Genomic DNA, 14,659 nt, shown 5'->3' with positions numbered 1-14,659 from the left:
AATTTTTTACCGTCTTTGTAGACAAGTTTATTGTATGTTACAAAACCTTTAGCTACTTTACCTGTTTTAGCTACTACTAATTTACCGCTTTTGATCTTGTATTTGCTTGCTGCAGAAGCATCAGTTGGTACGACCACCGCTGATGTAATTACTGAAGCACCAAGTGCTAAAGCTGCTGCTGATTTAACTAGTTTGAAATTTGTCATGTTTTGAAAATCCTCCCTTATTGGATAATGATTAGCATATGCTGTTTTTTTGAACTCGTCAGCTAACCATGCTTAGCCTAATTATCGTCTAACGGCATAAGAATTTCCACTCTTTTTTGTTCCAAAATATTCAACTTTTAAAGGACTATATCATTATATTATCAATAAAATCATTTTTATATTATAGGTAGATACTAGTTAAACATTAATATTATTATGAATGACGGAATATTAATATTATAAATGTGAATTAATTACTATTGATTCATTTTAATGTTTTACCATTTATTTCTAAGTAATTTTCTTTTATAATTCTACACTGTAATATTTGTCATGTTTCTCACCCTGTCCTCATAACCATCCTCTTTAGTTTCTTCCTATTATATAGATCACTTTGATATGACCTATATGCTCGATTATTCACAGTACTGTAATATACAGTGAGCATATATCATAAAAAAAAGAATCTCTCACAAATAGGAGAAATTCTTTTTTTTTATTGAATTTTTATAATTGTGGCACTAATCCAGCCTGTTTTTTTTGTTTTTGGTAGTTGAATTGAGTACCAAATTTGATTGTTGGCATCGATTTTTGTGATGAATTTACCCTGTTGATCGGTCAAAATTTTGATATACGTATTAATTGCTACTGTTTTTAATACTTTTGAACCAACAGTTGTCGCCTGATCTCGTATATTCGCCTCAGTTGTTGTTATAGCCAAATTATCAATTTTCAAACTGTCGCGACTCACCCATGCTTCTTGTCCATTAACGACGACACGCATCCATTTTGAAGCGACATCATTATGCGTACCACTAAGTGTAAGCGTCTGACCGCTCGTATATTTTACTAATTCCTTGCCATATATATAGGGCAGTGCTTTTGCTGCTGTTAATACGGTCGTTTTCGCTGTAATCCCTGCATCAAAATCATGATAAGATGCTGGTTTTAACTGATTAGCTGGAATCGTATTCGTGTAGTTAAAGTTTGGTAATAGCGGATCGATGGTCGATGGTGCCACTTTATCATAGATATTTGCATCATAGGGTTTCATCTCTTGCATAATACGCGCGATTTTTAAAGACCATGTTTGATCCGTAGCATATTTAACATTCATACCGTCTGCTGTCGTACCATTATTGTAAATCGCTCCGACGCGCAAATATTTGCGATAAATCGCATCTGCATAATATTGAATACCATCGGTTCCAGTAGGGAAATACATTGCGCAAGTCATCGCGCAGCTATCATATGCTTGGTAACCAAAGAAATTATTTTTGTATTGCGAAATTTGCGAGCCACCCCAACCGGTTTCCACAATCGCATGCGCCAGCATAAACTGTGCATTGATGCCGTATTTTTTTTGCATATCCAAAAATACTGGAATCGTTTTATACAAATTATTTGTCATAATAATCGATGTTTTTTTTCGTACTAAATACGTTTCCATTTCTTGTTGCGTAATGGGTGATGCTTTTCTCAAATTGACATATTGAAATGGTTCACCGAATTGGTCGGCTCTTAACCAAACGTATTTCGAAGCTAATCGACCATAATAATAGGTGACACCAGCAATCTGCTGTACAGCTGTTGCCGAAAATTGTGCTGCACCATAGTTTGTCAAACTACTATATACGGTATTCGTCGCGCTCGTCGCACTTGGCAAATTCGTCGCGCTCCCTTTACCTGTCAAATAAAGCGTTGTTTTTGTGGTTGAAGCAGGTTTTACTATTGTCGAATTGACAGCCGTAGCTAATACCCAACCGACGACAGTCGTTTTGCCAGCAGTCGATGTACGCGTCAACTCATAGTATTCTTTGCCATTACTTGTCGCAGAACGTGCCATCGAAAATTTTTCTGTCAATTCTGCAGTTGTCGGTACTTTTGTTTGGAGAGTCGTTATATTCGTATACCATAATGTGCTCGCTTTGAGCGTAGCTTGGCGATTATTCGTCGTATAGTTTGGTGTCGTTGGTGCTTCTGGTAACGTTGTCAATGTACGACTTGAAGATACCCATAGTTGTTGACCTGTTGTCGTCGTACCAAAATACCAAGGTGTTTTCCCCACTATTGCCATTTGCGTTACGGTAAATGCTGTATGTTCAAATGCTGTCAGTGGTTTTTGTGTAATATCTTGTGTGCCACCCCATGGAATCGAGTAGCCATAACCACCACCGGTTAAATAGAGATTGCTTTTTTTGGCAGAAGGCGCTTGATAACTATAACTTGTGACATCTTGCTCCGCTATCCAACCCACCTCTTTTATGCCATCCATCAATAAATAATAGTTCTTTTGCTGATAAAATGCTTGTTTTGTCACCGTCAATGAGCGATCAACGAGGGTTTTCGTATCGATGAGTGATTCCGGCTGTTGTATATCACGGAAAATAGCGACCTGTGCCGATGCGATACGTGCAATTTTTGATGTTGCACTTATGACGGGTGCTGCAATTTCTGGTGCTGTCGGTTTATTAGCAGTCGTACGACTTGAAGATACCCACAGTTGCTGTCCTGTCTCTGCTCTACCAAAATACCAGGGCGTTTTCCCTACTGTCGCCATTTGCGTGACAGTAAAAGTAGTATTCTCAAGTGCTGTTAGCGGTTTTAGCGTAATATCCTGTGTACCACCCCATGGTATAGAATAACCATAGCCCTCACCTGTTAAAGTTAAGTTAAGCTTTTTCACAGAAGGCGCTTTATAGCTATAACTCGTGACATCCTCAACCGCTACCCAGCCTATTTCCTGTTTGCCGTCCATCAATAAATAATAGTTCTTTTTATTATAAAGTGCTTGTTTAGTAATGGTAAACGAGCGATTAACTAACGTTGTCGTATTGACCACTGAGTCATTCTGTTGAAGATTCTTTACTAAGCGAACCTTCGTCGATGCAATGCGTGCAATTTTTGATGTCGTTGTTAGCACTGGATCTGGAATCGCTTCAACTGATTGTCGATCAACGAGTGCTGTCGCTGGTAACCAGACAATCTTATTTTTGAATGTTGCTCGATACCAATAGATGGTACCGACCTTCACTGTCATCGTATTGATGAAAGTCTGTTCTTTGTATGCAGCCATATTAGCTAGCAGTATATTACGCGATAAACCACCCGGGCGACTATACCCCGCGCCGGTTCCTTTAATATAACGTGTTTTCTTCGTATTTTTTTGCACTGTATAACTTTGGCGCGTAATGGATTTGGCTTTAATCCAGCCAATAACCGATTGATTGGGGTTCGTTTGGCGACTAATTTGATAGTATGTATCTCCTGTTGGTGCGATAGCTTTCTTCATTATATAAAAGATTTCATGCGTATATTTTGTTGTTGCCGCTATGCTACTTTTTGAGCCCGGTGCTGTATAGATTCTTGAGTTTCCAGATTTTAATTGGCCGAGCTGACTTGTTGCTGATTGTTTATATAGTGTCGTCGCTGCGGTAGCACTGGTTGGTATTGTCTTGTTTATTGGCATAGGTACGACTACACTACTTGTCAATAACGTCAACGATAATGCACCCATGACAAAGCTTTTCTTATTCAAGTTCATCTCTCCTTTTCATTATATGTCGTAATGATAACATAATACGACAGTTTAATAGGTCTTTTGATATTATTTTTTCACATTTATCAGTATTTTTTCAATACTTTAATAGAGTAGGAAGATTATCTAGCAGCACTAGTCGATTTAGTTGAGGTGATTAGACAAGTAGACGTTTGGTCCAACTAGTAAAAGAACTTATAGCTTGGGTAGCGAAATGAGCTATTCTCCTCATCCGTTGTGTAACGCTCATGTTAGACGACTACACTGGTTGAATTTATGTTCAGCAAACGGATCAAATGCACAAATTTGCTTGTATAACAGCTGGTCTTTTTTCACAGTTTCATCGAATATGTCATAACACCATCATTTGACACCCTCCCTATCTTACTACCCATTTAAATAGATGACTAAAAACGCATTAAAATTCTATTTAATGGATTTTTACCTATTTTTCGTTATTTCATTGTATACTAACTAGACAAACAATACTTTTGGAGGTATTATATGATCCGTTATAGGCATTTCAAGCTACGTAAAATGATAGTGATTCCTATTTTAATTATGACAGTGTTTACCTCGGCATCAATTGCTGAGGCAAAAAAAGATACCCCTATCAAAAAATATGATCATCATGTAAAACTCAATGCTAAAAAACAATTGGTTGTTACAAGTAAAAATACCGTCGTAAAAGGTTTTGCACTCTATAAAAAAACACTCTATTATAACGGCACTATTTTCACAGGCACCCTCAACAAAAAGAAATATCATAGGGGTTTCCCTTTCACGGGCCTATCAAAAAAGAAATACTATAAATCCGGTTTTTTAGGTACTGGTCTTTTTAATAAAAAGTACTATAAATCTGGTCTTTTAGGCACTGGTCTTTTTAATAAAAAGTACTATAAATCCGGTCTTTTAGGTACTGGTCTTTTTAATAAAAAGTACTATAAATCTGGTCTTTTAGGCACTGGCCTTTTTAATAAAAAGTACTATAAATCCGGTCTTTTAGGTACTGGCCTTTTTAATAAGAAGTACTATAAATCCGGTCTTTTAGGTACTGGTTTTTTTAATAACTTATTTTATAATCAAGGTCAATTAGTACATGGTTTTCACGATCATACACTGTATATACATGGTGTTGTAGCTACAGGTCTTGTGTCCTTTCATGATTATTGGTACAGTAATTCGCAATTGGCATCTGGTTTTCTTTTATATGGACCACATGACGAGCGTTACTATATAGACGGTTTACACATTACGGATTCCCTTATTATTTTAGACGCACAATTGGCACGTGCACATAAAAAAGCACAGCAATCATTGACGGATTTTGACGTAATCACCAAACAATTGGCTGCTCTAAAAGTAATTAATGAAGAAAGTAATGCCGATAAAAAAGCAGCATTGCTCTCTCTTTTCAATGAGCAATTCCATTTAAATATTACAGATGCCACAGAGATGATTACACAGTTACACATGACCGCACCTCATAGTGCCGATGCTGCTATGCGTGATGTAGTAGCCACATTACAACTGGTCATAGAAAGAAAAAAACAAATTCCTATTTTCTCTAACCAGCAGGAGTTCATTACTTTTTATAGCACGGCCATGCGTGATTTCTTTACACAAATCGGAAAAATAACATACCCTATTGAGCGTAAAGATTTTGATTCCTTAAGTGCCGAACTGGGTCTGACATTAAGCGATCCCTCTTCAGGTGGTGGTTCACCTATTCTTCCATCCACCCCACCTGCTATAAAAAAGAGTTGGGCCGCCATTTTAAATGCTCAAGGTACTTTTGCAGATTTCCAACAAGTTGGCTTAACTAAAGTTCGCGCAATCGACGTTCCACTACTCAATATCCATTTACAAAAAAATCAAGCCAATACCGAAGCTTTAGTCAAAGAACACAGTAAAGTGTTTACATTTGTTCATACGCTCTCTACTATCATCAATTCTTCGACACCCATCACATCAGCGACGGACGTTTCTTCTACTAAAGACTTTCGTTCAGCTGCAATTACTGATGATTTTATGCGTGCATTATTAATCGATATGCGTCTGACAAACACACAAAGTTTTACAGGTCCTTATACAATAGATGCTTTTAAAAAATATTTAGATACACGCTTAACAAAACTTTTAAGCGATACGGAAGCTATGAATACTGTTATATCGTACTATCTTATTAATAATACTAATTTTTTCAATTCTCAAACCAGTATATTGGCTACAGCCGAAGTAATACTCCGTTCACATTACACTGGTTTGTCTCCTATAGAACAGCGCAGCAAGTATTTATCGCTACTGCTCAATTTACAAAACAAGCATTATGACATACGCTTTGATCAGGTAAATAAACATAGCTTGCAAGATTTACCACCGACCGCAAGTCTTTATGCCCTTGCGCAAGAAGCTGCAGTGACAGAACCTATAGACAACACTATTTCGTCACTACTCATTTTAGCCGATGATCAATTAGTATTAGATGCTTATACTGATTTTTCTGTTACAGAAAAAGAAACTTTTTTTAAGGATTTGTTACAATACCACAATCATTTTCAGTATCTACTGGAACAAGTTACAAAAGACCACTTTTACCCTATTAGCGATCTTGCAGCTTATTATGCACAATTTAATGTCGACTCGTTTCACTCTTTTACGGAGGGATTACTACTACAGCAAAATAAATCTATACTCGAATCACAGAAAAATACAATAGAAGAAAATATTATACAAAATAAACTATTTTTTAAAAATTATTCATTGAAGAAAAAACAACATTTATTATTTTATTACAAACATATTAATCCTTTAGAAACAGAAATTAGTAAAATAAATTCTATTTATACTAGAAGCGAAAAGCCCGTACAGATCATTGAAAGATACGGTTATTTTAATAGCGATTATTCATTCAGTATTGACATGCTCGATCAATATAATCCAAAAGCTATTTATATTTCTGATGATCTTTACTGGGTCAATGGTGATATAAACTCTAAACTAACATATGATAAAAAAAATACGCAATTATTCATTCCACCACAATATATTGCTAACGGTACTCTTTTTACAATTATTGATGAAAATGATTATTTCCATACACTCAAGTTAAAGATAATTAATACCACCGAGTCAGCAACACTTTCTTCAGAGATTCGAGCATTTATAAAAAATGTTGAAACATTATCTGCTACTGATTTCTTAACTAAACAAACTTGGGCAGATCATGACTATGTCTATAACTACTCTAACAAGAAAGCATTTAATTTCTTATTTGATGCGAATCCATACGAAAAATCCATACTTGATTCTCTTTTGCAAACGAGTAGAACTGCTTTGCTTAATAAAATAAATACGGTGCCTTCGACTTTAACAATCGAAAATTTTCTTAATGAATTTTCTACTATAACAACGATGTCACCCGCAGATTTCGAGACATTTAAAACAAAGATAGCTCTAGAACAATTTACTACGTACGATGAACTAAAGGATTTTATAAATAATTATTCATAATAAAAACCGTTGAAGACTAGTCTTCAACGGTTTTTATTATTTAAATATAGTGACAAGGTCTGAGCGAATCCAAATCTTTGTTTTAGTAGAACCTGGTTTGTACGCTTGATACCAGATTTTTTTCACCTGATCTTTTTTCGTTACAGGTTTGTCATTTTTTAGAATAAGCTTTATTGCTGTATTTTTCACCGCATTGCCTACCTGTTGATATTTTGTTCCTGCATCGTCACGTAATGTCGCATCAATATTCGTAAAAGCCAGATTGGCAGTCGTTACTTGGTCACTGCGAATCCAACCTTGCCTACCATCAAATGCAATGCGATACCATCTCGATTTACCACCTGTAGCATTGGTAAATTCACGAACATCATGATGATAGGCTTTAATCGTTATTTTTTTGCCTTTTGGATAAGAACCATAACGTGCGCCATATATATAGGGGATGGAATGAACTGTTGCAGCGGAAGCTGTTACTGTTCCAGTCACTGCAGATGGTAACGTGACCATACTGGATGGCTGTGGTTTATTGGCAGGTATTTCACTGCCATAATCAGTCGCCTTGCCCACTTTTTTTATAGAAGATTTTAATTTACTATAGTATTTCGCATCATATGATTTTGTCGATTGCATAATAAAGGCAATTTTTTGTCCCCACTCTTGATCCATTGCATAGCGAACATTCATATCTAATACATTCATACCATTATAATAAGCACCTGTTTTTGTCAAATAGTTATTAACAATTTTTTCAGCATATAATTTTAGACCAGCTTCACCTGTTGGAAAGTATTTTGAACAAGTAATCGGACAAGTGTCATATGCTTGATAACCAAATAAATTATTTTTGTACTGGGCAATTGTTGAGTTACCCCAACCGGTTTCTAAAGCCGCATGTGCAAACATAAATTGTGCATTCACGCCCGTCGATGCCTGTGCTTTTATAAACTCTGGGGCTAAACGATATAAAATATTATCCGGTGATTTTCCTTTTGACAGTAGCAATGCTTGTAAATCTTTTGTTGTCACATTTGACGGTTTCCGAAGATCTAAGCCTACAAAGCCATTATTGGTCAGATTATTATCACGAATCCATCGTGCTTTCGTCGTGCCTGAAATGATTCCTTTATACCAATACGCATTGCCAATTTTTTCATAGCGATTTAATACAACCGTTTTCCCTCTACGAATCTGTAAATTATACGATTGATTGGATGCCGTAGTTGCTGGCATTGTTGATGCAAAATTTGTGCCTAATAAGTACATGGTCTTTTTTTGTGTTGAAACCAGGGTTCTCGAAGTTCGTTTTATATCCTTCGTTGCTACCCAGCCAAGTGATGTTGTCCCTTTTTCAATACGATAATAAGTTGTTTGATCCGCCTTTTTTGATTCTCTCACATAAAATGAACGTTTCAAATCATTGGTAGAAACGGACGTTGCCTGTGATTTTTTAGAAGCTGTTTTATATATTTTTGCTGTTTTCGTTGTAATTGTACCAATTTGATTTACTTTTGCTGCTTTCGCTTCTAACGTATTTGTAGCCACCAAACTTATACCTACGCCCAATATAATTGGTAAAAGCCATTTGAGTTTCATTTTAACAGTCCTCTCTCTTGTACCCTTACCTCATGTATCGGTCAATAGTTCTATACTTTCACATTCGGAATAGGTTTTTTATCATATATTAATGAAATTAACTAACAATCTCTCTTTATAATAATCCCCTATAATTCCTTCTTAAAACTTTTTTTCAGTAATTATCCATCATTTCCATTCATTTAAATCCTTTTATTACTATTTTTAGTGATTATTCAACATGTTCTATAATCACTCGTTCACCTTGTAGCTCCATAGCAACTCGTTCATTTTTTTTCAGATAAATATACATATTGCCCTGTGAATAATCTAAATTCCAACCTTCTTTTTTCAAGATCAGTTTGTACGCGGGATCGATTTTTTTATCTTTCAAATCTTCAATTGTAAAAATTAACTTTTGTTGCTCGACCGAAATCATCTTAGAATTTTTCGGAATTGGAAAATCATCTAACTTTGTTAACTTTGTATATTTTCCATTTAGCTGACTAAACCAAATGAGTGCAGATGCCATTATAATGACGATTAAAACAATTATCGTTTTCATTGATTTTTTCAAAAAAACGCCCCCTCAAATATCCTATTTTTCCATTATATATAATTTCTATGTATATAGCTTGCACTGCGATACTTTCCTAAAGGAATAATTTCTGGTTGCTTCAACAAATGAATCAATTCATTTCTACTTGCATTCACTAGCCATTCTCCAACCTGTTTTTTTGTACAGGCTTTAGGAAAATATAAAAATAATTCATCAATTGCTTCTTTAGCAGCTTCCGAATTTTTCTGTTGGCATACTGTGCAGCGCCATACTCTTTTAATCGGGATCATTGCATTACTATAGCAATAATTGCAAATAACACCATTGGCTAAATCATTTTTCACAAAGGGAAACCTCTTTTGTACATGCACTTTAAAATCATGAATCATTTCATTTTTTAACTGATTTTTCACATATTCAATATGATCGCTATTTTTCAATTCTTCGTGTTTTTTCTCAATAAATTCTTGAATTTCTACTAAGTCGATGATGAACCCTTCGGCATGGTCACCACTAACAATTGAAGAAAGAGCCGGAAAAATAACGATACCATATACGGGCAGCGAGAAATTATTTTGTACAGACCACTTTTCCATCAGTTTAATATATTTATTTATTTGAATGATGGGACTTCTAAATTTATCAACTTTACCATTTACTTGTTTGCGAATCAGTTGCTGTGGGTTTTTAGTTAGCGTAATATGACCAATAATGTTTTTAACTTCTACAATCAATAACATTTTATTCGTTACAATTAAAAAGTCCATTTGAAACAAACCATTCGAGTTCATCATAACGTTATGAAAACAGTGTAAGGTGATTTTTTGAGCAACTTTTTGAATTTGATTAGCGACAATTTTTTCACCTGCATCACCCGCTTCTAAGCGGATAATTTCATTTTGCACCTTGTTTTTCAAAGTCGTATTTCGTAATCTAGCATGAAATTTTTTCAACCTATGTATTTCAGGATTCGGAGTAAAAAGTATATTCTTCATTATCAATTCCCCCTTCTATTCCATGATAGGACGTTTTCAAATTTTTGTAAAATTATCTTTTTTTCACTGAACTTTACTGTCTATCGATTTTTCGATAACTGCTCTGAAATTTACCTTGTCCAGTAGATTTTACAAAAACACCCCTCTATTTATTTTTTTGCGCGTGATCTCAACTTAATAATATATGTCAAAAAATCCTTAATGCCTCCCTTACTCGCGACATCAGTCTTCGTGATCATGCGATTTTTTGCGCGCGGACCATGACGGATACTTTATTTAAAAGTTGTATTTTTAACTTATACAGGTGTTACTTACCGGTTGTGTCGATTTACTTACCGGTTGACCCGCTTTACTTACCGGTTGACCCACTTTACTTACCGGTTAGCCTCTTTTACTTACCGGTTGACCCACTTTACTTACCGGTTGACCCGCTTTACTTACCGGTTGACCCGCTTTACTTACCGGTTAGCCTAACTAGCTTGAATTACTCCCTTACTCGCGGCGACAGTCTTCGTGATCATGCAATTTTTTGCGCGCGGACCATGACGGATACTTTATTTAAAAGTTGTATTTTTAACTTATACAGGTGTTACTTACCGGTTGTGTCGATTTACTTACCGGTTAGCCTCTTTTACTTACCGGTTGACCCGCTTTACTTACCGGTTAGCCTCTTTTACTTACCGGTTAGCCTCTTTTACTTACCGGTTGACCCGCTTTACTTACCGCTTGACCCGCTTTACTTACCGCTTGATCCGCTTTACTTACCGCTTGACCCCATTTACTTACCGCTTGACTCGCTTTACTTACCGGTTAGCCTCTTTTACTTACCGGTTGACCCGCTTTACTTACCGGTTAGCCTCTTTTACTTACCGCTTGACCCCATTTACTTACCGCTTGACTCGCTTTACTTACTGGTTGGCCCCATTTACTTACCGCTTGACCCGCTTTACTTACTGGTTGGCTCGTCTCTAGCTCCGTTGGCATAGAAAAACCCGATCTGGCGTGCAGATCGGGTTGGGTTAAATAATCGTTAGTTTTGGACCTTTGCTTGCTGCGAAGTTCAGTACGTCTTCCCAACGTTTGATATAGGTTTGTTCGTCGAATTGTTCTTCGGCTAATTTTTGAGCTGCTGCACCTAATTTGCTAGCATGTTGTGGATCTAAAATTATCTTTTTCATCGCCTCGGCAAGAGCGTCAATTTGCCCGTTTTCCACGAGGTAACCATTGACATCATTGACGATGTATTGTGCAGGTCCGTAGTTAATATCATATGAAATAACAGGTGTACCATTTAAAAATGACTCTTGCATACAAAGGCTTAAACCTTCTGCTTCAGATGTCATCACTAATGCGGCAGAACTTCGATATATTTCATCTGTTTTATTCGTATAGCCCATTAATTTAACGGCTGCTTCTAGCTGACAATCGGCAATTAATTTTTGAAGATTTTCTTCTTCATCACCAATTCCATAAATAGTCAACTGAATTTCAGGAATGTCCTCAATTAAACTATGAATGGCTTTAATCGCATGTTCAACACGTTTTGCTGGTACTAAACGACAAACCATCGCTAATTGGAATGGATTTTTATCTACCTGCGGTTCGTTTGAATATACAGTATTTGGAATAACATGGATATTACCACGATTCCCGACCTCACTATGAAGATCCTGGCGTTGCGCATCAGTTAGAACAACTGTTGCATATCCCTTTGGAATAGCATCAATAATTGGTTGAATCGCTTTGCGGAAACCGCTACCTTTTGTATAGGGTGCAACGAGATGATTCCCATGAAGGACAAATACTTTGTCGACCAGTTCGTCATCAACTGCTGCTACCCGATCTGCTGTCACAGCCCCATCTACGATAATGATTGGCTTAACTGCTTCTAAGCGACAGAGTTCTGTCAACCAATAACTTTGGAATTCTTGACGATTTTTAAAGTCGAGTGCTTTTGAAAACTTGGGGTCAAATAAGAAAATACGTTGTAAAGCCCCCGTCGTATAGTTAAACCAAAATGTGATAAAACAAAAACCATTTGGTGTAAAATAACGTTCTTGATTTTTTTTGTTATTTGCAGGGTGGAATAAGGTTTCCTTGATTTTGTAACCTGCTATATGAAATTCTTCACGGCTGATACGTACGCGGTTTTCATCAAAATAATCAACAACACGTAAGCTACCATCTTCGTTCCAACGCTTGTATTTTACGTAGCGACCATTGAAGAAATAACGTGCATGGTCCCCAGCATCTTCTACCCAATAGTCGTCTTCAAACTTTTGTCTGCTTTTTTCGAAATGCTGACGCTCTACTTCTGAAATTACGTCCGTGGCAAATTTTTCTCGATAATAATCGAAAATATTGAGAATTTTTACATCAAGATGTAATTGCCCAGTTGCGCGCAATTCATTTTGAATTTCTTTATAGTTTGGTTTATAGTCCATCGTTAGTAAGACTGGTTGATATTTTTTGTTTTTTAGTAAATAGGAACGACGAAGCATTACTTTATTGACGCCACCCTTTTCTACATCCATATCCCACGCAGACATAAATAATGTCTTTTTCATAGAAAATCACGTCCCAACCGTTTTATTGATTCTTACGTTGTGTTGCAAGCTGATCTCTAAATTCTTTTTGCTGATTTGGCGTCAGCTTATTGTAATCTTTCAGAAATGCACTATAGTTGCGCATCACCACATTGGTTGGACCGAATTCACGTAATTTACCGCCTTCTATCCAAGCAATTTTAGTACAGAAATTGCGTACCTGTGATAAATTATGACTGACGAAAAATATGGTTTTTCCTTGTTTTTTGTATTCTAACATCTTGGCTAAGGATTTATCTGTAAATGTTTGATCTCCTACAGATAATGCTTCATCAATGATGAGAATATCGGGGTTAGCGGTTACGCTAATAGCAAAACCCAGTTTTGATTTCATGCCGCTTGAATACTGCTTAACAGGTTGATAGATGAAATCACCTAACTCCGAAAACTCGATAATATCTGGCATAACTTTAGCTATTTTTTCTTTTGAATAGCCCATTAATAAACATTTAAATTCGATATTTTCTGCGCCCGTTAACGCATTATTCAAACCGGATTTAATGGCGATGACATTCACTTCACCATTGACTTCCATTTCACCAGATGTAGCTGGGATGAGACCGCCAATAATATTAGATAATGTGGATTTTCCTGAGCCATTTATACCAACAAGACCTACGACATCGCCTTCCTCCACCGCAAATGAAATGTTTTCGATTGCATGGAAGGAAGAGCCTTTTTTACCTGGGAATATTAAATCAGCAAGTTGCTGTCCCTTTGATTGATACATACGATATGTTTTTGATATGTTTTTTAATACAACTGATTCCGCCATTTTCAGCATCCTCCATAATCTTAAATAAAGTCAGAGAAACGATCTCTAAATTTATAATGAGCTTTTGCTCCAATATATAATAGTACAATAATTAAACCGACATTATACAATGCCAATTGCCAATGATCGACAATATACCATTTTTGCTCTAATAACGCGGCGCGATAACCGTTTGCTAAAAAATAAAAAGGATTAAGTACTAATACTGCTTGTAACCATTCTGGCATGCTACCAGAACGATCCCATAGTATAGGTGAAATAAAAAACATCGCTTGCAAAACAGATTGGATGAGCATTTGTAAATCTCGCACAACGACTGTTAAGGTTGATGTTAATAATGTGATAGAAAAGGCTAATAAATAGGCCATTACTAAGAAGACCAGTAATTCAATATAGTGGATGGATGGATAGTATCCTCCAAAACAAAATAATACAATAAGTGCAGCTAGTAAAACGAGATGTCCATAATATTTCCCCATAATAATATAGCTTGGAATGACCGATAATGGGAAATTCATCTTGGCGACCATCGAATATTTCTGATAAATTGCTTTCGAACCTTGTAGGATTGCTTTGTTAATAAAGAACCAAAAAGAAATACCTGCGAGCATCCAATATACATATGGTATGTCGCCAACTTCCTCATTCCTTCGCATAATATAACCAAATACAAACCAATACATTGCCATTTGGATTGCTGGGTTAATAACTTCCCATAAAAAGCCCAAATAATTGCTTTGGTTGTCGATTCGAAGCTGGAATTTAGCAAGTCGTTGTATGAGATAAAACGAGCTAATTTGCTCCTTCACGATATTAAACATTGCTTTCATTTATAATTCCTCAATTCCGTGTATTTCAATTACTAGTAACGATACATGCAAGAAATAGTTGCATA

At 36.1% G+C, this 14,659-nt stretch carries 10 protein-coding genes; 2 read left to right on the top strand and 8 right to left on the bottom strand.

What is annotated here, in order from left to right; translation table 11 throughout:
• Both DEX24_RS09800 and DEX24_RS09795 read right to left on the bottom strand, forming a co-directional pair.
• On the bottom strand, window positions 1-206 hold a 206-nt coding region (locus tag DEX24_RS09800; protein WP_146192981.1), incomplete at its 3' end, for a hypothetical protein.
• A 496-nt stretch (window positions 207-702) separates the two neighbouring features.
• Window positions 703-3,744, bottom strand: a complete 3,042-nt coding sequence (locus DEX24_RS09795) for a glucosaminidase domain-containing protein (protein ID WP_170112907.1) — start codon at window positions 3,742-3,744, stop codon at window positions 703-705.
• 504 nt (window positions 3,745-4,248) lie between these two features.
• Here DEX24_RS09795 and DEX24_RS09790 point away from each other — a divergent pair.
• Window positions 4,249-7,257, top strand: coding sequence for a hypothetical protein (locus DEX24_RS09790; RefSeq protein WP_109306250.1), 3,009 nt, complete (start codon window positions 4,249-4,251; stop codon window positions 7,255-7,257).
• A gap of 36 nt (window positions 7,258-7,293) precedes the next feature.
• On the opposite strand, the gene DEX24_RS09785 is transcribed toward DEX24_RS09790, so the two are convergent.
• The 3 genes from DEX24_RS09785 to DEX24_RS09775 form a co-directional block, all read right to left on the bottom strand.
• On the bottom strand, window positions 7,294-8,850 hold the full coding sequence (locus DEX24_RS09785) for a glucosaminidase domain-containing protein (RefSeq protein WP_109306249.1): 1,557 nt from the start codon (window positions 8,848-8,850) through the stop codon (window positions 7,294-7,296).
• A gap of 211 nt (window positions 8,851-9,061) precedes the next feature.
• A complete protein-coding gene (locus tag DEX24_RS09780) occupies window positions 9,062-9,406 on the bottom strand; it encodes a hypothetical protein (RefSeq protein WP_109306248.1) in 345 nt (114 codons plus the stop codon).
• Between the two features lie 32 nt (window positions 9,407-9,438).
• Window positions 9,439-10,383, bottom strand: coding sequence for a nuclease-related domain-containing protein (locus DEX24_RS09775; protein ID WP_109306247.1), 945 nt, complete (start codon window positions 10,381-10,383; stop codon window positions 9,439-9,441).
• 260 nt (window positions 10,384-10,643) lie between these two features.
• Between DEX24_RS09775 and DEX24_RS17015 the strand changes: the two genes are divergently transcribed.
• A complete protein-coding gene (locus DEX24_RS17015) occupies window positions 10,644-11,369 on the top strand; it encodes a hypothetical protein (RefSeq protein ID WP_146192980.1) in 726 nt (241 codons plus the stop codon).
• A gap of 33 nt (window positions 11,370-11,402) precedes the next feature.
• On the opposite strand, the gene DEX24_RS09770 is transcribed toward DEX24_RS17015, so the two are convergent.
• Genes DEX24_RS09770 through DEX24_RS09760 form a run of 3 tightly spaced genes read right to left on the bottom strand, consistent with a single transcriptional unit; the run spans window position 11,403 to window position 14,594 of the window.
• Window positions 11,403-12,950, bottom strand: a complete 1,548-nt coding sequence (locus DEX24_RS09770; protein ID WP_109306246.1) for a glycosyltransferase — start codon at window positions 12,948-12,950, stop codon at window positions 11,403-11,405.
• 22 nt (window positions 12,951-12,972) lie between these two features.
• Window positions 12,973-13,764 (bottom strand): teichoic acids export ABC transporter ATP-binding subunit TagH, encoded by a 792-nt coding sequence (gene tagH / locus DEX24_RS09765; RefSeq protein ID WP_109306245.1) that lies wholly within the window; start codon window positions 13,762-13,764, stop codon window positions 12,973-12,975.
• 20 nt (window positions 13,765-13,784) lie between these two features.
• Window positions 13,785-14,594, bottom strand: a complete 810-nt coding sequence (locus DEX24_RS09760; RefSeq protein ID WP_109306244.1) for an ABC transporter permease — start codon at window positions 14,592-14,594, stop codon at window positions 13,785-13,787.
• Window positions 14,595-14,659 lie beyond the last annotated feature (65 nt).

It is taken from the genome of Kurthia sibirica (genome assembly GCF_003143975.1).
In the GTDB taxonomy this organism is placed as follows: Bacteria; Bacillota; Bacilli; order Bacillales_A; family Planococcaceae; genus Kurthia; species Kurthia sibirica.
Note: the sequence above shows the minus strand (reverse complement) of the source record. Positions and strands in the feature narration are given on the sequence as shown.